Annotated in this window: 11 protein-coding genes; 8 read left to right on the forward strand and 3 right to left on the reverse strand. The window is 41.8% G+C overall.

Going from position 1 to position 19,690, the window contains the following annotated elements; genetic code table 11:
• Positions 1-19: 19 nt before the first annotated feature.
• Entirely contained in the window at positions 20-3,268 is a 3,249-nt protein-coding gene (locus SLH46_RS00860) for a ligand-binding sensor domain-containing protein (RefSeq protein ID WP_320279242.1), read from the reverse strand.
• Between the two features lie 287 nt (positions 3,269-3,555).
• Entirely contained in the window at positions 3,556-4,551 is a 996-nt protein-coding gene (locus SLH46_RS00865; RefSeq protein WP_320279243.1) for a class II fructose-bisphosphate aldolase, read from the reverse strand.
• 253 nt (positions 4,552-4,804) lie between these two features.
• Between SLH46_RS00865 and fbaA the strand changes: the two genes are divergently transcribed.
• Positions 4,805-5,881: a class II fructose-bisphosphate aldolase gene (gene fbaA / locus SLH46_RS00870; RefSeq protein WP_320279244.1), complete on the forward strand. Its 1,077-nt coding sequence runs from the start codon at positions 4,805-4,807 to the stop codon at positions 5,879-5,881.
• A gap of 55 nt (positions 5,882-5,936) precedes the next feature.
• Here the strand turns inward: fbaA and SLH46_RS00875 are convergent, their stop codons facing one another.
• On the reverse strand, positions 5,937-7,373 hold the full coding sequence (locus SLH46_RS00875; RefSeq protein ID WP_320279245.1) for a transporter substrate-binding domain-containing protein: 1,437 nt from the start codon (positions 7,371-7,373) through the stop codon (positions 5,937-5,939).
• A gap of 218 nt (positions 7,374-7,591) precedes the next feature.
• On the opposite strand from SLH46_RS00875, the gene SLH46_RS00880 reads away from it, so the two are divergent.
• The 7 genes from SLH46_RS00880 to SLH46_RS00910 all read left to right on the forward strand — a co-directional run bounded on the left by SLH46_RS00880 (position 7,592) and on the right by SLH46_RS00910 (position 19,624).
• Positions 7,592-9,676 (forward strand): ATP-binding protein, encoded by a 2,085-nt coding sequence (locus tag SLH46_RS00880; RefSeq protein ID WP_320279246.1) that lies wholly within the window; start codon positions 7,592-7,594, stop codon positions 9,674-9,676.
• A 306-nt stretch (positions 9,677-9,982) separates the two neighbouring features.
• Positions 9,983-12,421 carry a DUF4982 domain-containing protein gene (locus SLH46_RS00885; RefSeq protein WP_320279247.1) on the forward strand — a complete coding sequence of 813 codons (2,439 nt, stop codon included), beginning with the start codon at positions 9,983-9,985 and terminating at the stop codon, positions 12,419-12,421.
• 16 nt (positions 12,422-12,437) lie between these two features.
• A complete protein-coding gene (locus tag SLH46_RS00890; RefSeq protein WP_320279248.1) occupies positions 12,438-13,874 on the forward strand; it encodes an arylsulfatase in 1,437 nt (478 codons plus the stop codon).
• Positions 13,875-13,882: 8 nt separating this feature from the next.
• A complete protein-coding gene (locus SLH46_RS00895; RefSeq protein WP_320279249.1) occupies positions 13,883-15,457 on the forward strand; it encodes a sulfatase in 1,575 nt (524 codons plus the stop codon).
• 108 nt (positions 15,458-15,565) lie between these two features.
• Positions 15,566-16,495, forward strand: coding sequence for a hydroxypyruvate isomerase family protein (locus SLH46_RS00900; RefSeq protein WP_320279250.1), 930 nt, complete (start codon positions 15,566-15,568; stop codon positions 16,493-16,495).
• 303 nt (positions 16,496-16,798) lie between these two features.
• Complete coding sequence (locus SLH46_RS00905; RefSeq protein ID WP_320279251.1) at positions 16,799-17,950, forward strand: helix-turn-helix domain-containing protein; 1,152 nt, start codon at positions 16,799-16,801, stop codon at positions 17,948-17,950.
• 174 nt (positions 17,951-18,124) lie between these two features.
• Positions 18,125-19,624 (forward strand): amidohydrolase, encoded by a 1,500-nt coding sequence (locus tag SLH46_RS00910; RefSeq protein ID WP_320279252.1) that lies wholly within the window; start codon positions 18,125-18,127, stop codon positions 19,622-19,624.
• Positions 19,625-19,690: the final 66 nt, after the last annotated feature.

Raw genomic sequence — 19,690 nt, forward strand, 5'->3', positions numbered from 1 at the left:
TAAAAGCGGATGCCATTTTTTACTTCTCAAACACTTTTTCGGTTAACGGCATTGTAAACCAGAACACCGAACCTTTTCCCAACGTGCTCTCCACCCATATTTTCCCCTTATGTTTTTCTATAAATTCTTTACAAAGCATCAAACCCAGTCCACTACCTTTTTCGCCTTTTGTACCGATGGAAGTCTGCAGTTTTCCCGGCTGAAATAATACACGAATCGCCTCCGCATCCATTCCTATACCCTGATCCTCGATACCGATTGTAATAAACCTGCCATCATTCCCCCCGGTTTTTATCAGAATTTCAGTTCCGAGTTTACTGAATTTTATTGCATTGGTAAGCAGGTTTCTAAATATCAGCAACATCATGTTGTAATCAACATAAATACTTATCGTCTCATCCTTTACCTGGTCGATTACATTTATCTCTTTTTTCTTCGCCACAGCATCAACTTCAAGTAAAGCCGAATCGAGAAAATCGGTTAACACCACAGTTCGGGGTAAGAACTCGATAATTCCCCGTTGCGACCTCGACCAGCTCATCAGGTTTTCGAGTAATGCAAAGGCACTGTCTCCGGCCGATTTCAGATTGGCAAGAATCTGATTCATCATTTTTTTATCGAAATTATCGTAGCCTTCAATCAGCACATCAGTGTAGCCAAGAATAACATTAAACGGATTTCGCAGGTCGTGAGCAATAACCGAAAACAGTTTGTCTTTGGTGGCATTTATTTCGGCAAGTTCCTTTGTCCGGTTTTTTACAGCCAGCTCCAGTTTCTGCTTTTGTTTTTCAAGCGCATTAATTCTAACATGGTTTACAAACCAAAACAATCCGACAACAAAGACAAACAAAATCACAATAAACCACCATGTTCTCCACCACGGAGGTACAATCGTAATTTCTAAAGCAATACCTTCTTCATTCCACACTCCATCGCTGTTGGCGCCTTTTACGCGTAAAATGTATTTACCCGGGTCGAGATTGGTATAAGTAACCTGTCGCCGCGTTCCGCAATACGTCCAATCGTTGTCGAAATTCTCCAGCAAATAAGCGTGCTGGTTTTTCTCAGGATTTGTATAATCCAGAACGCTAAAATGGAAAGTTAAAACCGACTGTGAAAAATTCAGTTTCAACTCCTGAGTTTCTGCCAGTATTCTTTTTAATGGCGAAGCGGATTCATTTGGCAAAATAGGTTTGTTGAATATTTCCAATTCGGTGAACTTAATTTCAGGAGCCCGTGTATTCTTCTTTAGCTTGTCGGGGAAAATGATACTAAAACCATTAACTCCACCAAAATAGAGGTTATTATCGCAATCGATGAGAACACTCCTTGGGCGAAATTCATCGCCTTGTAAACCATCGTATTTATAATAAGTGTCGAATTTATCGTAGTTTTCATTCACCCTGCAAATTCCTTTTGATGTTGAAAACCACATAAATCCATTGGCATCTTTTAAAATACCATTTACCGTATTGGCCGGTAAACCTTCGTTTGTTGTAAACATTCGGCTATCTCCGGATTTGGGATTAAAGTGTATCAATCCGGTTAATGTTCCTACCCAAACAGAAGTATTATCTTCGACAAAAACATCGTAAACATGTGCAGTTTGCAGCATTTCAATTTCATCTCCATGCACACATTCCTGCATCTCTTTTCTGTCGGGGTAAAAGCGATATAGTCCCGAATTTGTTCCCACATAAAACGATCCGTCATCTGCCTTTCGAATAACATTGACGTAGTTTCCCCGAAATGAACTGTTCCCGGAGTTATAGATCTCCCACTTGTTAAGCTCGGGCGAAAAATACACCAGACCCGAGTAAAAAGTTGCAATCAATACATCTGAATTATTACCGGCACAAACATGAAAAAGATTATTATCGGGTAACGGAGAATTCGTTGAGTTGTAAACGGTAAGTTCATCGGTTCCTGCCTCGTTATATAAAAGCCCTGCTCCCCAGGTTGCCATCCAGTAATTACCTCTGTTATCTTCGGCTATCGACAAAATATAATCGTTTGGCAGCTTTGAATTTGAGGTATTCACGCTTTCGAAGAATCCAGTTTTTTTATTAAAAATGTTGATCCCTCCTCCATCTGTAGCAATACTAATCATACTGTCGTTCAGCTCATAGAATGCATTTACCACGTTGTTGGAATTGTTCGGATCGCCGCCTTTAAACTGGGTGAACGACACAATCGACTCGCTATTTTTTGGTGCAACATTCAATCCGTTTGCGTATGTTCCAATCCACATATTATCCCCCGAATCGATAAAAATACTCTCAACCGAGTACGTTTTTGCAACCAAAGGATCGGTTTTCGACGACAGGTAGTGCTTAAAGGTTTTTCGGTCCTCGTTCAGGCAATAAATTCCATCGTTTTCGGCACCCATCCACAGGTTGTTAAAACGGTCGACTTCGAGACCCAACAAGCGGTTTTTCGATATAGAATTCGGATCGTTCGGATCGTGAGCAAAATTTTTCAACCGCTCTTTTCCTTCTCCGTTTCGATCAACCATAAAAAGCCCATCGGCATAACTTGCCACCCAAATTATTCCTGAATGATCGGCAACAATCTTCTCAAACCTCACATTCGAATAATCTTCATCATTAAGCCCGATATTAATATGTTCTAACTCATTTGTCTTCGTATTCAAGACATAAAGCCCCCGGTTGGAACTAATCCACAAACGGTTATCGGCAGCTAGAAAAACATCGTTAATAACCGAGCTAATAAACCCATCTTCAGTTGTATACTGGTGATAAGTATTCTGTTTCGTATTGAAATAATAAAGTCCATTTGTACTGCAGATATACACACTACCAACACTGTCGACCAGGACAGCCCGGGCCTGCATTGGGAGCTCAAACAAACAAGACGTGGAGTCGTTCTTAAAATTATGAAATTTGTCTAGTTCCGGTTCGTAGACACCGAGTCCGGAAGTTGTGCCGACATATAACTGGTCTTCATTACCGAGACACAAATCGAGAATTAAATTATCGGGCAGCGTATGTACCTGATCTTCATCTTCATTATTCTTGTACACTTTAAACTGATCTCCATCAAAACGATTCAGACCATCGCGCGTACCTATCCAAATGAATCCATTCTTATCCTGGTTGATGCAAGTAATTATCGATGAAGACAAACCATCGTCGAGGCCGTATTGGTTCAGTTGAAGGTATTTGGGTTGAGCCATAACAGACCCGGCCCAAAAAAGAAGCAAAAATACCGACCCTACAATATCTATTTTACCCTGTTTTGATATCATTAATACAACATGTGCAGTTAGTTTAACAATCTGCAACAATTCTTTTACATACGAAGACGATTTTAATGGCGGGATAAGGGACTCTTCTTCAAATACGTTCTGTATAAAGAGCCGCTAACTTAAGAAATAAAACGATATCATACAAATTATTATGAATACATCTTGCTATCTATCAGGCTCATGAAGACTACACATGCTGTAATAACGGGAGTTATATCAGTATATACCACAAAAAAAAAGGATGACTGACCAGCCATCCTTTTCTATAGTATTTTGTATTGCTCTAATTAAGCTTTACCTGCCGAACCCAAAACGTTTTCGTTTTTGTGTTTGTACAACTCTTTTAACGAGTCGCGAGCTGGTCCCAGGTATTTACGTGGGTCGAACTCACCCGGTTTTTCGGCCATTGTTTTACGAATAGCAGCTGTCATTGCCAAACGACCGTCAGAGTCGATATTGATTTTACAAACTGCAGAAGCAGCTGCTTTGCGCAATTGCTCTTCAGGAATACCAACAGCTGCTTTTAAGTCGCCACCGTTTGCATTGATAATTTCTACCTGATCCATTGGAACAGAAGAAGAACCGTGAAGAACGATTGGGAAACCAGGAATACGTTTTTCAATTTCTTCCAGGATATCGAATTTCAATGGAGGAGGAACCAATACGCCATCTTCGTTTTTAGTACACTGTTCAGGAGTAAATTTGTGTGCTCCGTGAGAAGTACCAATAGAGATGGCCAATGAATCAACACCTGTACGTTTTACAAAATCTTCAACCTCTTCCGGTCTCGTGTAAGTCGACTCTTCAGCAACTACATCGTCTTCAACACCTGCTAAAACACCCAGCTCACCTTCAACAGTTACACCGTTAGCGTGTGCGTATTCAACAACTTTTGTAGTTAACGCTACGTTTTCTTCGTATGAGTGGTGCGAACCATCGATCATTACTGAAGAGAAACCGTTATCGATACAGTCTTTACACAATTCGAATGTATCACCATGATCCAGGTGAAGAACAACCGGAATCTCACAACCCAATTCTTTTACGTACTCAACAGCACCACGCGCCATGTTACGCAACAAAGTAGCGTTAGCATAATTACGTGCACCTGATGATACCTGAAGAATTACTGGTGATTTTGTTTCAACGCAAGCCTGCAGAATTGCCTGCATTTGCTCAAGGTTGTTAAAATTGTAGGCCGGAATAGCATATCCGCCTTCAACAGCTTTTGCAAACATCTCTTTACTGTTCGCCAAGCCTAAGTCTTTGTAACTTACTGCCATTTTTATTCGAGTTAATCTTTGGTTTTAATTTTTTTTTGCGCCGTGAAAATAAATAAAAAACAAAGAATGAGTTGGTTTCGTTAAATGGCGGCAACAATATTTAACGTTAAATAAGAAAATCGTACAGCGTTAATTTTCAGATAATTTTGTCCGATTTTCACTATCATTAACAAGGAAAAATTGGTTTAGCTAAACTCAAATCGTAATTTTGTGTTCTTATTCATATTTGATATAAAAGTAAAACGATTTTATTATGGGAAAAATAGCCGAAAACGTTAAACCGGGAGTAGTAACCGGTGCTGACGTACAATTTATTTTTGAAGAAGCAAAAGCCAAACAATTTGCCATGCCGGCAGTAAACGTTGTTGGTTCTTCATCAGTTAATGCAATTATGGAAGTTGCCAAAGAGGTAAACGCTCCAGTTATGATTCAATTTTCGAACGGTGGTGCTGCATTTAACGCCGGTAAAGGTTTAAAACTTGAAGGCCAGGAAGCAGCTATTCTAGGTGCTGTAGCAGGTGCAAAACATATTCACACCTTAGCCGAAGCTTACGGTGTACGTGTTATCCTTCACACCGACCATGCAGCAAAAAAATTGTTACCATGGATTGACGGTTTGTTAGATGCCAGCGAAAAACACTTTGCCGAAACTGGTAAACCACTTTTCAGTTCGCACATGCTTGACCTTAGCGAAGAGCCACTTGAAGAGAACATCGAAATCAGCAAAAAATACCTGGAGCGCATGGCCAAAATGGGTATGACTCTTGAAATTGAATTGGGTATTACCGGTGGTGAAGAAGACGGTGTTGACAACAGCGATGTTGATGCATCTAAACTTTACACTCAACCTGAAGAAGTTTGCTATGCTTACGAAGAGTTGAGCAAAGTATCGCCAAACTTCACTATTGCTGCATCGTTTGGTAATGTTCACGGTGTTTACAAACCAGGTAACGTTAAATTGACTCCGAAAATTCTTGATAACTCACAGAAATACATTCAGGAGAAACATTCAACTGTTGAAAAACCTGTAAACTTTGTATTCCACGGAGGATCAGGTTCAACACACGAAGAAATTCGCGAAGCTATTTCGTACGGTGTTGTTAAAATGAACATCGATACCGATACACAGTGGGCATATTGGGATGGTGTTCGTGCTTTCGAAGCTGCGAACCACGATTACCTGCAGGGACAAATTGGGAACCCTGATGGTGACGAAAAACCAAACAAAAAATTCTACGATCCACGTGTTTGGTTGCGTAAAGCAGAAGAAGCTATGATTGCCCGTTTGAAGCAGGCTTTTGAAGATTTAAATGCTATCGACGTTCAGTAAGAACAAATTTCGATATAAAATACTAAAACCGTTTCTCGTTTGGGAAGCGGTTTTTTTATTCCACCAACTGGCAATAATGCTCGTAACGACTAAATATTTGTTTAACGTAGGTAACCGGCTCAATACCTCTTACATAACCGTATTTTATAAACGATTTATTATAATTTTCAGGATAACTGAGTTTTAACATCGACTCTTCGGTGCATTCGTCCCATCGATAACTGTCAATCCCCTCCTTCTCGGCCAGGGTACGTGCATCAAGCACATGACTATAACCACAATTGTAGGCCGCCATTGTAAATTTTATCCTCTGCACCGAATCGGGAATATCAATAAAACGGTCCCATAAAACTTTTAATACTTTGGCACCACCCTCGAGGTTTTCTTCAGGATCGGTTCTGTCGATAACACCATAACGTTCGGCCGTTTGCGGCATCATTTGCATCAATCCCTGCGCACCGGCCCACGACTCCGAAACCGGATTAAATTTTGATTCCTGGTAAACCATCGAAGCCAATAGCCGCCAGTCCCAGCCCAGTGTATCGGCGTGCACCTGAAGCAAATCGTCGTATTCACTTATCCGGTTATGATTAATACTGTAGAAAACACTGTTTTCGCGTCGTTTAAAATAACGTTCGTTTTTAAAGTATTTGTTGTAAATGACGTAATAGGCCACGCCGCTTTTCATCGAATCGATCCAGGTATTCAGCTCCGTTAACAACTCATCCGATTCGGGCCGGATTGCCCAGGCCATTCGCTGCGAAAAACTTACCGGCACACGAACATCAAGGTTGGGATAATACGATGCATTTATGGTGGCAATATTATTATCGGCAAAAGTGTATTTGATCTCGCCGTCGGCAACCATTTCTATTATTCTGTCGGTCGATAAATCACCGGGTAGCGTATCAATATAAATTTTACCTCCCATTTCATCCATCAGGTTTTCAACCCGGTTTAAATACGAGGAGCTTGCACGCACCGAAACGGTGTCGCCAATCAGATCAATGGCATCGTGAATTAACGAACCTTGCACTGCACTCCATTTCATCTTTCGCCAGTTATCGGGCTTTTTTTGCACCAAAACCTGGTGAGTGAGGTATAAATAATCGGTGAATTGTACCAGCTCCTTTCGCTTGCCGGTGATTGTTATTCCATGCGCAATCAGGTCTACTTTTCCATCCATCAGCATGTTGTACATGGTTTCGAAATCGTTCGAAATCTCAATTTTAAAATCAACACCTAAATGTTTGGCAAAACGTTTCAACAAATCGTATTCGTAACCCATGGGTTGGCCACGATACAGAAAATAACTGGTACTGCTGTAAGTAGTAACAACATTCAACACTCCATCATCCAAAATTTCGGGTAAATCGCGATCGACAACCGGGCGATGTTCTTTTTTTATGTCTTCTGGGTGTTTTTTTGAGGTGCATGCAGCCACTATAAAAAGCAAGACAATGCAAAGCGTACCAAAACAATGTTTTATCATACATCTCATGGTTTTACAAAACAATCTTATAGCTACAAGGTAGAAAAAGAATTAGAAATATGAAAAATATCAGTTTTTTGCTCCTATAGGCTTCGCCTTCATATTAACGAAAAATAAACCGACAACGAATTCCGGATTTTGTTAAAATGTTACTACCTCAGCTAAATTTCTGTCGCATATAATTGATTTAATTATATTTGCCTTCCTGTGCAATGATTATGAAAATAACGAATAAAAATATACTGCTGAGTTTATTTTTGATGTTTATCTCCGGTTTTCTGACAGCTTTCGGGAACGAAACAAACAAAATCGACTCGCTTAAAAATCTGATAAAAACTGAAACTGATGCCGAAAAAATTGTTGATACCTATATCGACATTTCAGGCCAGTTTATATACGGCGACGCAGACAGTTCGCTCCTATATGCAAGAAAAGCATTTGATCTTTCTCAACAAGTAAATTATAAAAAGGGCGAAGGAACCGCACTGTTTCTAATCAGTTATATTTTCGATCAGTCGGGAAACTGGCTTCCTGCGATATCAAACCTCGAACAGGCAATTGAAATATTTACCCAGACCAACGACTCTACTTCGCTGGTGGCCTGTTACCACAATCTTGGTGTTTTATATTCGTATGGCAAAAACCAGGTACTGGCCCTCAAATACATTATTAAAGCGAAGTACCTGAGCGAAGAAATGAACAAAAACTATGCGCTGTCTGAAGCCTATAGCAACATTGCCTCGTATTACGAATATTTAAAAGAGTACCGGAGTAGCCTGATATATTACGAAAAAGCACTCGAGGTAGACAAAGGAACCGGAAACATTGGTAATGAAAGCCTTAGCCACATATCGCTGAGCACCAACTATATAAAACTAAACCGAAACGACGAAGCCCTTTTCCACTTAAAGGAAGCCCAAAAACTTGTGCCTAAAATTGCCGATAAACAGCGCGAAACAGAGGTTATGCTAGGGTTTATCAATTATTATATTGAAACCGAAGACCTGGAACAAGCAAAGGCTTATCTCGATAAAATATCGGCAAGTACCAATCGGGATCAGTTTGTAAAACTCGCCGTCGAAATTCATTTTCTACAAGGTAAATATTACCTGAAAAAGAAAGAATACAAATCCGCGATTCGTTATTTCGACAAAGCAATAGAGAAGAGTATTGAGCTGGATAAATTCGACTACCTTTCGGACTATTACAACGAAAAAGGAAAAGCTTATGCCGGACTAAAACAGTACGAAAAAGCTTACGAAATGATTTCAAAAGGCGACGAGGCATTTGAAATGCTAAAACCTGATGAAGTTATTGAAGCTTTGGGAAATTTCGAAGCAGAAGAAGCTTCCAGGGCTGAACGGAAAAAAGTAATGCTCGAACAAGAGTTGGAGACTGCTAAAACCGAAAGCGATCAGTTCAAATTTCGTGTAAAAGCTGCTTTAGCCATTATTGTCCTCTTGCTATCTCTGGTGGCACTCAGCTTTTTTCTATTTCTTCGCAAAAAACACACCGACGAACTTAAAGCCAATTACGACACCATTAACCTTCAGAAATTACTGCTCGAAGAAAACCTGATACGACTTGCTGAAGACGAAAACAAACTAAAAAAACTGAATGCCACCAAGGACAAGTTTTTTTCGATAATAGCGCACGATTTAAAGAATCCGTTTAATGTATTAATCGGCATTTCCGATTTACTGCGGAACGAAAAAGCAACAAAAAACTCGGATGATTTTGATGTGCTTATCGACGGTATGCATCAGGCAGCCACCAGTGGATACGAACTACTGGAAAACCTGTTGGAGTGGTCGCGTACCCAAACCGGCACCATCAAATTTGAGCCACAATCATTTTTCATCCATAAAGTTTTCGAAATCAACATGGATTTAAATCTCGGAACGGCAAAAACCAAGGATATCAGCATCGAGATTTCGAAAAAGAAAGCAATGGTTTATGCCGATTTTGACATGGTAAATTTTGTTGTACGCAACCTGCTGAACAACGCCATAAAATTCTCGAACCGAAACGGAAAGATTGAATTACTTGCCGATAAGGATGGCGAGATGCTTATTGTAACGGTAAAAGACAACGGTATCGGAATGACTCCGGAAATGATTGAAAAGCTGTTTAAAATTGAGATGTCGGTACAACGCCAGGGTACCGCCCAAGAAAAAGGAACGGGATTAGGTTTAATTCTTTGCCGGGAGTTCGTAAAAATAAACGGCGGAAAAATTTGGGTGGAAAGCGAAAAAGACAAAGGCACCAGCTTCCATTTCAGCCTTCCTCTTTCACTGTCATAGTGCACTTTCCTATAAAATCCTGTTGCAGGATAGGTTCCGCAATAATTTGAATTATCGGATTTCTTTGCATATTTGCACCATACCAGTACCTACCAGTAAAATTAGAATTTGTAGCAACAAATATTTTAATTCAAGCGTATGTATGTAGTATTGAAAAATGCGTCAGTTAATTGAAAGAACCGTTGAAATTCGAGTGCAATGAAACACAAAGAACATACTTTAATTCGTAAAGCAACCTACAAAATACATGTTCTCTCGTTGTAATACCTAGCGTATTATCTACTAATAACAAACAATTTATAGCATATGAAATCTTTATTATCCTTCATCTTCATCCTATTTCTTTTCTCGGCCTGTGTTGAAACAAGCAGCGAAACACGAAGTGTACAAACACTCACAAAAGACTGGAAATTCATGAACCAGGAAGTTGCAGATGCCCAGCTGCCACAAACCGAAACAACAAATTGGGAAACGGTTGAAGTTCCGCACGATTGGGCCATTAAAGGACCTTTTGATAAAGAAATTGATGCCCAGGAAGTTTTGGTTACGCAGGACATGGAAAAAGAGGCTCGCCTGCGTACCGGTCGTACCGGCGCATTGCCACACATTGGAATTGGCTGGTACCGCAAAACATTCGAATTGCCAGATTTTGGCCCGGGAAAAAAAGCACTGCTTGTTTTCGATGGAGCCATGAGCAATGCCGAAGTTTATGTAAACGGTAAAAAAGTGGGTAACCGCCCTTACGGCTACAGCTATTTTTATTTCGACATTAGCGACTATGTGAATACCGGCGAAGAAAACCTGCTGGCTGTTCGCCTCGAAAATAAAGAATCATCATCGCGCTGGTACCCCGGCGCAGGAATTTACCGCAAAGTGCAGATTATTGTAGAAAACGAGGTGAATTTTAACCAATGGGGAACGTTTATAACCACGCCTTTTGTTTCGGAAGAAGAAGCGCAGATAAACCTGAAGGCTGAAATTAACGGTAGCAACATTAAAGTGGTTACCGAAATTAAAAATGCCGATGGAAACGTGGTGGCAACCAACACTACCAACGAACTATTTGGCAACAAAACAGAACAAAACATCGCCATTCCTAATCCAAAACTTTGGGATACCAAATCGCCATACTTGTACACCGCGAACATGAAATTGTACGAAGGCAACACGCTAAAAGACGAACAGAATATTCGTTTTGGTGTACGAAGTGTTGTTTACGAGCGTGGCAAAGGTTTGATACTAAATGGCGAAGTTACCAAGTTTAAAGGTGTTTGTCTGCACCACGATTTGGGGCCGCTGGGGGCCGCTATAAACAAAGCTGCCTTGAAACGCCAACTCACAATATTAAAAGATATGGGCTGTAATGCCATCCGTTCGTCGCACAATATGCCGTCGATGGAGCAGCTTGAACTTTGCGACGAAATGGGATTTCTTTTCCTTGCCGAAAGTTTTGACGAGTGGGCCAAACCAAAAGTTGAAAATGGCTACAACTTGTATTTTAACGACTGGGCCGAAAAAGACGTGGTAAACCTGGTTCGCGCAACACGCAACCACCCTTGTATTGTTATGTGGAGTTCGGGTAACGAAGTTCCCGATCAGTGGGGTAACGAAGGAGTAAAACTGGCCAAATGGCTGCAGGATATTTTCCATCGCGAAGATGGAACGCGCCCCGTAACCGTTGGAATGGACCAGGTGGGTAACACCCTGAAAAACGGGTTTGGCGCCATTATGGATATCCCCGGTTTAAATTACCGCTTGCATTTGTACGACGAGGCATACGAGCGTTTCCCTCAGGGATTCATTTTGGGCTCGGAAACTGCTTCAACAGTAAGTTCTCGCGGTATTTACAAATTTCCGGTTGAAGAGGCTAAAATGAAACGATACGACGATTTCCAAAGTTCGTCGTACGATTTGGAAGCTTGCTACTGGTCGAACATCCCGGATGAAGATTTTTACTGGCAGGACGATTTTGAATGGGTAATCGGGGAGTTTGTCTGGACCGGATTTGATTACCTTGGAGAGCCAACGCCATACAACGAAGCATGGCCATCGCGCAGTTCGTATTTTGGGATTTGCGACCTGGCTGGTTTACCAAAAGACCGCTACTACCTGTACCGCAGCCGTTGGAATACCGAAGACGAAACGCTGCACATTCTTCCGCACTGGAACTGGGACGGTCGCGAAGGAGAAACTACTCCAGTTTTTGTGTACACCAACTACAACAGCGCCGAGCTGTTTGTAAATGGCAAAAGTCAGGGGGTTCGGAAGAAAAGCAAAGAAACTCTATTGAACAGAAACCGTTTGATGTGGATGGATGTTAAATACGAACCGGGAACCGTAAAAGTGGTTGCTTTCGACGATGACGGAAATACCGTGGCAGAACAGGAAATTCATACTGCCGGAGCACCTCATCACCTGCAATTAACCGCCGATCGCGATGAGATGTCGGCCGATGGAAACGACCTCAGCTACATCACTGTTTCAGTGGTTGACAAAGACGGAAACTTCTGCCCCACTGCTACCAATCAACTGAATTTTAAAGTTAGCGGTGCCGGGAAATACAAAGCCGTTTGTAATGGCGATGCTACATCAATCGAGTTGTTCCACTTGCCAACAATGAAAGCTTTTAGCGGTAAATTAGTTGTAACCGTTCAATCGCTTGAAGAGGCCGGAGAAATGCAATTGGAAGTGAGTGGCGAAGGACTTGAACCTGCAACAATTTTCATTCAAACAAAAGCGATTTAATACGACTAACCAAACTATGAGAAAACTAATCTTACCAACTATTCTAAGCTTTTTATTGCTGGCTTGCCAGCCAAAACCAAAAACCACGGAGACGGAACCCGTCCGACCAAATATTATTTACATTCTGGCCGACGATTTGGGTTATGGCGACCTGAGTTGCTACGGGCAAACTCATTTTTCAACGCCAAATATCGATAAGCTGGCTGAAAACGGAATGCGCTTTACCCAACATTATTCGGGTTCTACGGTTTGTGCTCCTTCACGCTCGGCGTTAATGACCGGGCAACACACCGGGCACACACCGGTTAGAGGCAACAAAGAGTGGAAACCCGAAGGACAATATCCAATCGCGGCCGGTGCCGTCACCGTGGCCGAAGCCTTAAAAGAAGCTGGTTACACAACCGGTGCTTTTGGCAAATGGGGATTGGATTATCCGGGTTCGGTAGGCGATCCAAACATGCAGGGTTTCGACGAGTTTTATGGCTACAACTGCCAACGAATGGGGCACAACTACTACCCTTATCATCTTTGGCATAACCAGGAAAAGGTAATTCTTGAAGGTAATTCCGGTAAAAAAACGGAAGCTTACGGACCGGAACTCATTCATACCGAAGCGCTCAATTTTATCGAAGCCAATAAAGACCAGCCTTTCTTTTTGTACTATCCCTCGATAATTCCTCATGCCGAGTTGTTTGCTCCCGAAGAATATATTGCTAAATACCGTGGCAAACTGGAGCCTGAAAAAGAATACGAGGGTGTTGACGATGGAGAACGATATAAACAAGGCGGATACGGATCACAAACAGAAACGCACGCAGCCTTTGCAGCAATGGTTGACTATCTTGATATGCAGGTTGGAGAGATTGTTGCCAAACTGAAAGAACTGGGGATTTACGAAAACACACTAATCATTTTCACATCCGATAACGGGCCGCATCTGGAAGGTGGTGCCGATCCGGATTATTTCAACTCAAACGGACCACTAAAAGGCTACAAACGCGATTTGTATGAAGGTGGTATTCGTGTTCCAATGATCGCCGTTTGGGACGGAAAAATTACTGCCGGCAGTTCGTCTGATCATATTTCGGCATTCTGGGATGTATTCCCCACCGTGGCCGAAATTACCGGTATTTCTGCGCCTGATTCGATTGATGGCATTTCGTTTTTACCAACTTTGCTTGGCAAAGAACAATCTGCTCAACACGATTATTTATATTGGGAGTTCCATGAAATGGGAGGACGACAGGCGGTTCGAAAAGGCGACTGGAAATTGGTTAGTTACAATGTGTTCACACCCGATAAAACAACCACAGAACTATACAACCTGGCTTCCGATCCTGGCGAAGAGCAAAATGTTGCCTCCGATCATCCTGCGCTGGTTGAGGAACTGAGTGCGCTAATCGAAAAATCACATACCAAATCCGATCTATTCAAATTCGGTAACGAAGAATAAATACCATTATGAGTACAAAGATTGTATTTCTGGCACTTATTGCCGCCACATTTTTTTCGTGTCAATCTACAAAACAGGAAGTTTCAAAACCGAATGTTCTCTTTATTCTGGTTGACGATTATGGCTACACCGATTGCAGTGTTATGGGGAGTAAGTACTACGAAACGCCCAACATCGATCGTATTGCCCACGAAGGAATGTTATTTACCGACGGTTATGCTGCCTGTCAGGTTTGCAGCCCCTCGCGAGCCAGCATTTTGAGTGGTAAGTTTCCGGCCCGACATGGCATTACCGATTGGATTGGAGCACCTACCGGCGAAGACTGGAGTAAAACAGGCCGGGCGACAAAACTACTACCTCCTGAATATGTAGATCATCTTCAACACAGCTACACCACACTTCCCGAAGCTTTAAAAGAGGCTGGCTACACCACCTTTTTTGCCGGCAAGTGGCATCTTGGCGAAAAAGGATCGTGGCCCGAAGATCATGGTTTTGACATCAACAAAGGTGGCTGGGATGTGGGGAGTCCGATTGGCGGTTATTATGCTCCCTGGAAAAATCCAAATCTGCAAAGCGGCCCTGACGGAGAAAACCTCACCATGCGATTGGCAAAAGAAACAGTCAACTTTATACAAAACCACAAGGACACTACTTTTTTTGCCTACCTGTCGTTTTATGCGGTACACGGCCCTATTCAAACTACGCAGGAAAAATGGGCAAAATACCGCGATAAAGCAGAAGCATTGGGAATAGCCGAAACCGGATTTGAAATGGGCCATTTTCTGCCCATCCGCCAACACCAGGACAACCCGATTTATGCCGGGCTGGTTGAAAGCACCGATGATGCGGTTGGATATGTATTAAACGCATTGGATGAATTAGGTCTTTCTGAAAATACGATAATCTGTTTTACCGGCGATAACGGAGGCGTGGCTGCCGGCGATGCATTTGCCACATCGAATAAACCTTTGCGTGGCGGAAAAGGGTATCAGTTTGAAGGTGGAATTCGCGAACCATTTTTTATAAAAGTTCCCGAACTTGGGAATGGACAGACATGCAGTGCGCCTGTCACAGGAACCGATTTCTACCCAACAATTCTCGAACTTTGCGGTGCCGATCTTAAACCGAAAGAACATATGGACGGAGTAAGTCTGGTTCCGCTATTGAAAGGCGAAACAATTGCCGAGCGTCCCTTAATCTGGCATTACCCACATTACGGAAATCAGGGCGGCGAACCATCATCGATCATCCGTTTGGGCGATTGGAAACTCATTCATTATTACGAAGACGGCCGGAAATCTTTATATAATCTGAAAGATGATTTGAGCGAAACAAATGATCTTGCTGCTGATTATCCGGATAAAGTAGACGAACTGAACCAGGAGCTTTTTAAACTGTTGGATGAAATGGGTGCTCGTTATCCGACTGAAGACCCAACATGGACTGCAGAACGTGAAAAAGCGCACCTGCAAAACGTAATTGATAAAAGATGGCCAGCCTTGGAAGCACAAAGAAAAAAGATGCTTTCGAAAGATTTTAAGCCGGGTAATAACTGGTGGGGAAGTAAAATTACCATCGATTAAGCAAAAGAATTAGTCATATTTCATAACTTTTACGTCATATAAAAAGAGCATCGGTTTTGATGCCTTATAAACGACAGCTAAAAAGCATTTAATTTAAACCACATAACCATGAAAAGAAGAAACTTCATACGAAACACTGTTGCAGGCAGCATGGCTTTCAGCGGTATTTCCGGAATTGCAAATGCCACAACAACGGATTCAAAAGTGTCAAACTCAGCTAAATTTAAGTTGAAGTACGCTCCGGGTCTTGGAACCTTCCGCGAACATGTTGGCGAAGACCCAATCGAAAATTTAAAGTTTATTGCCGATCAGGGATTTACTGCATTTTTCGACAACGGACTGATGTGGAAACCGGCCGAAATGCAGGAAAAAATTGGTAACGAAGCAGCACGACTTGGACTCGATATCGGCCCGTTTATCGTTTATGCCGATCATGGAGCCAAATACGCCGTTACCGACGATCCTGAAGTAACTAAAATGCTGGTAGGCAAAACAGAAGAAGCACTCGAGACACAAAAAAGAACCGGTGCAAAAACAGGATTGATAACATTTGGTATTTATGACGAAAAAATGGATTGGGATTACCAAACCATTAATGTAATCAACAATATGCGCGCCTGTTGTGAGGTTGCCGGAAAAAGCGGACTAGATATGGTTATGGAACCACTCAACCACCAGGTCGACCACCCAAAACTATTCCTCACAAAAATGGCTCAGGCGAAAATGATTTGTGTTGCCGTTAATCATCCAAGCTGTAAAATTGTCGACGATCTGTATCACCAGCAAATTACCGAAGGCAACCTCATCATGAACATGGATATCTGCTGGGATTATATCGGTGCTTTCCATTGCGGCGACAACCCGGGACGTAAAGAACCGGGAACCGGAGAAATTAACTTCGTCAATATTTTCAAACATATGCACGACAAAGGCTACAACGGTACAATTTGTGCCGAACACGGGAAAAGTATTCCGGGAAAAGAAGGCGAATTAGCTTTTATTGAGGCTTACCGAAAAGCCGATTCTTTCGACGTTTAAACGATTAAAAAACAGATACTGAAAAAGGTGGTCTGCTAGTGGACCACCTTTTCTTTTTGCATTAAGTTTTATTAAAAAGAGGAGGGTTGGCTGTTTACAGCAGCGAAAAAATCTACTGAAGAACGGCCAAATATCTTACATCAGCCTATGTTTTCAAGAATTGAAATTAACGTCCTACGAATTTCGTTTTTCCTACGAATAAATACAGGTTCAAAACGTAAAAATGATGCTCATATTGTAAAAAAGCAAAACTTTATACAACATAACTTTGTACATTTATCACGTACATAATATTGTTTTCCAATGACCACGTCCATAGCATTATTATCTCCAATATATGTTACTGTATTTTGGAGTATTCTTTTTCTGTCCCAAAAGAAATCGGCTAATCCCCCCCGATGGATTCTTGGCATTTATATGCTGCTGGCAGCACTACTTTATGTTTCTCATGCTATATTTTTTTCGCGGATGTATTTCCTTTATTCCTTTTTCGAGAGCATTTATATCTACTCCGGACTTTCGCTTTACCCACTCTTTTACACGTATATTCTTAAATTAACGACCATAAAACTGAAACTTCCCCGACATTATTTTCATTTTATTCCCGGAATTCTGCTTGGACTAATAAGTTTGATCATCACGTTTTTTCTTTCGCACGAACAACGTATATACTACGTTAAATACATATTAATTGAAACCAACCTACAAGGTGTCAACCTAAACACTTTACCCGGAATTAAAGGTTGGATTTTCTTACTCAGCCGAATCGTTTTTATAGCTCAAACGCTTATTTACCTGGCACTGATAATCCGGCTTGCCAATAAACACAATCAAACCATCAACAACTATTTCTCCAACACCGAAGGGAAAAAGATGAACTGGGTAAGAAACCTAAGTATTACCGCTTTTATTGTATCCGGTATGGCGATTGTTTTTGCATTATTGGGCCGAAGTTATTTTATTCATCACAACCTTTCGCTGCTGGCACCATCCGCCTTTTTCTCGACAATATTCTTTCTTATCGGATTCAAGGGAAATCAACAGCATCAAATAGTTGAGAGTTTGTACGAGAACGACAAACCAAAAGAAGAATTTACAGTTTCATCGGAAGAAGAATTAAAAAATCGCCTCATCAATTTATTTGAAACCGAAAAAATCTATCAGCTTAACGATTTGCGGATAAACACGGTTTGCGAATCGCTTCATACCAACCGCACCTACATTTCGAAACTCATAAACGACGAATTCGGAATGAATTTTAATGAGTTTACAAACAAGTACCGGGTTGATGAAGCCAAACGCCTTATGGTTTCAAAAGCCAATAATATTTACACCATGGAACATATTGCGCGCGAGGCAGGTTTTGGTTCTGTCGCTTCATTTTCGCGTGTTTTTAAAGAAATCGAAGGTACTACTCCCGGCAAATACCGTAAAAAATACAACGGCGTGAGCTAGACAAATTACTTCATTCCAACATTTCTATTAAAACCCTCCAATGTTTATGACTTATGTCATTTAATTTCATATTGTCAGATAAATCAATATTAAATATTCATATTGTTTTATTTATGAATGATTTTATAACGATTATTCAGATTATATTCAAGCCAAAACCAACATAAGTTAACTATGAAAAAATTTATGCCTTTTATTCTTTGTGCGATTCTTTGCATAAGCTCTCAATCTTTTGGTCAAAAACAGAAAAAATATGCACTCGACTGGCTGAGTCAGCCCGAAGTAGTAGAAGATTTCGGAGAGATTTCGGATCAGATTTGGGGCTTTGCCGAATTGGGTTTACGGGAATTCAAATCATCCGCTCTTCTTATTGAAACGCTCGAAAAAGAAGGATTCTCGATTGAAAAAGACCTGGCAGGAATGCCAACCTGTTTTGTGGCTACCTATGGATCGGGAGAACCGGTTATTGGAATTTTAGCCGAGTACGATGCTTTACCGATGATCTCGCAAACCGCCCGGACGCCGGAACAGGATGCGCTGGTAGAAGGTGCGCCCGGACATGGTTGCGGTCATAACCTGATGGGAACGGCGGCAACGGCAGCGGCTATTGCAACAAAAAAGGCAATGGAAGAATACGGTTTAAAAGGAACAATAAAAGTATTTGGTTCGCCTGCCGAAGAGATGCTGATCAGTCGTCCGTACATGGTTCGTGCCGGTTTGTTCGAAGGCGTTGACGCGGTGATTAACAACCACACTTCAAGTAGTTTTGGCACCCGTTATGGCGTATCGGGAAATGCAATGATTTCGGTGATCTATTCGTTTACCGGAAAGACAGCCCACAGCGCAGGAAGTCCATGGAGTGGCAGAAGCGCATTGGATGCCGTTGAACTCATGAATATCTCCACCAACTTCCTTCGTGAGCACCTTTTTTATACGCACCGTATGCACTATGTGATTCCTGAGGGTGGCGAAGCTCCAAACGTTGTTCCCGACAAAGCAAGTGTTTGGTATTTTATCAGAAATACCGATGAACGAATGGAAGACATGTACGACAGGGTAATGAATTGCGCCAAAGGAGCTGCTCTGGCTTCAGGTACCGAGCTTTCTGAGGTTCGAGTTATGGCAGCTGCTCACCAGCAACACGAAAACCAGTCGCTGGCTGAAATTATGGATGCCAACATCCAGGAAATAGGAATGCCGGAATGGACGGAAGAAGAACAGGAATTTGCAAAGGCACTGCAAAAATCGCTGGAGAAAGAAGAAAAAGGCATGCCGGCCGAACCGGAAAAAATAAAATTGCCGGCTGAAACTTTCGTCGGTGGTGGTTCTTCTGACCATGGAGATGTTACACTGGTAGCTCCAACAGCAACTATTGTTTTCCCTGGTGTTGTACCGGGTGCCATCGGTCACCACTGGTCAACCGTAACCTGCAACTATGGTTCGTTGGCCTGGAAAGGATTAAACACCGGGGCAAAAGCGATGGCTGCAACCGCCATTGACCTGCTAACAAAACCAAAGGATTTACAAAAAGTAAAAGACGAATTTGCGGCATACAGCAAAGAACATCCTTACAAACCATTCTTACCTGAAGATGCTGTTCCACCGCTGGATATCAACGAAAGTTTGATGAACAAATACGCTCCTCTTATGGAGAAAATGATGAATCAGAGGTAAAAACCAATTTCATATATTTTCAAGAGGCCCGGAGTTATTGCAACTTTGGGCTTCTTTATTTTGTCT

This window comes from Draconibacterium sp. IB214405 (genome assembly GCF_033963885.1).
Taxonomy (GTDB): domain Bacteria; phylum Bacteroidota; class Bacteroidia; order Bacteroidales; family Prolixibacteraceae; genus Draconibacterium.

Excerpts from the sequence above, each read along its gene's own strand:
- SLH46_RS00860 (WP_320279242.1), bottom strand. The coding sequence starts at position 3,268 with ATGATATCAAAACAGGGTAAAATAGATATTGTAGGGTCGGTATTTTTG.
- SLH46_RS00865 (WP_320279243.1), bottom strand. The coding sequence starts at position 4,551 with ATGGCAGTAAGTTACAAAGACTTAGGCTTGGCGAACAGTAAAGAGATG.
- fbaA (WP_320279244.1), top strand. The coding sequence starts at position 4,805 with ATGGGAAAAATAGCCGAAAACGTTAAACCGGGAGTAGTAACCGGTGCT.
- SLH46_RS00875 (WP_320279245.1), bottom strand. The coding sequence starts at position 7,373 with ATGATAAAACATTGTTTTGGTACGCTTTGCATTGTCTTGCTTTTTATA.
- SLH46_RS00880 (WP_320279246.1), top strand. The coding sequence starts at position 7,592 with ATGAAAATAACGAATAAAAATATACTGCTGAGTTTATTTTTGATGTTT.
- SLH46_RS00885 (WP_320279247.1), top strand. The coding sequence starts at position 9,983 with ATGAAATCTTTATTATCCTTCATCTTCATCCTATTTCTTTTCTCGGCC.
- SLH46_RS00890 (WP_320279248.1), top strand. The coding sequence starts at position 12,438 with ATGAGAAAACTAATCTTACCAACTATTCTAAGCTTTTTATTGCTGGCT.
- SLH46_RS00895 (WP_320279249.1), top strand. The coding sequence starts at position 13,883 with ATGAGTACAAAGATTGTATTTCTGGCACTTATTGCCGCCACATTTTTT.
- SLH46_RS00900 (WP_320279250.1), top strand. The coding sequence starts at position 15,566 with ATGAAAAGAAGAAACTTCATACGAAACACTGTTGCAGGCAGCATGGCT.
- SLH46_RS00905 (WP_320279251.1), top strand. The coding sequence starts at position 16,799 with ATGACCACGTCCATAGCATTATTATCTCCAATATATGTTACTGTATTT.
- SLH46_RS00910 (WP_320279252.1), top strand. The coding sequence starts at position 18,125 with ATGAAAAAATTTATGCCTTTTATTCTTTGTGCGATTCTTTGCATAAGC.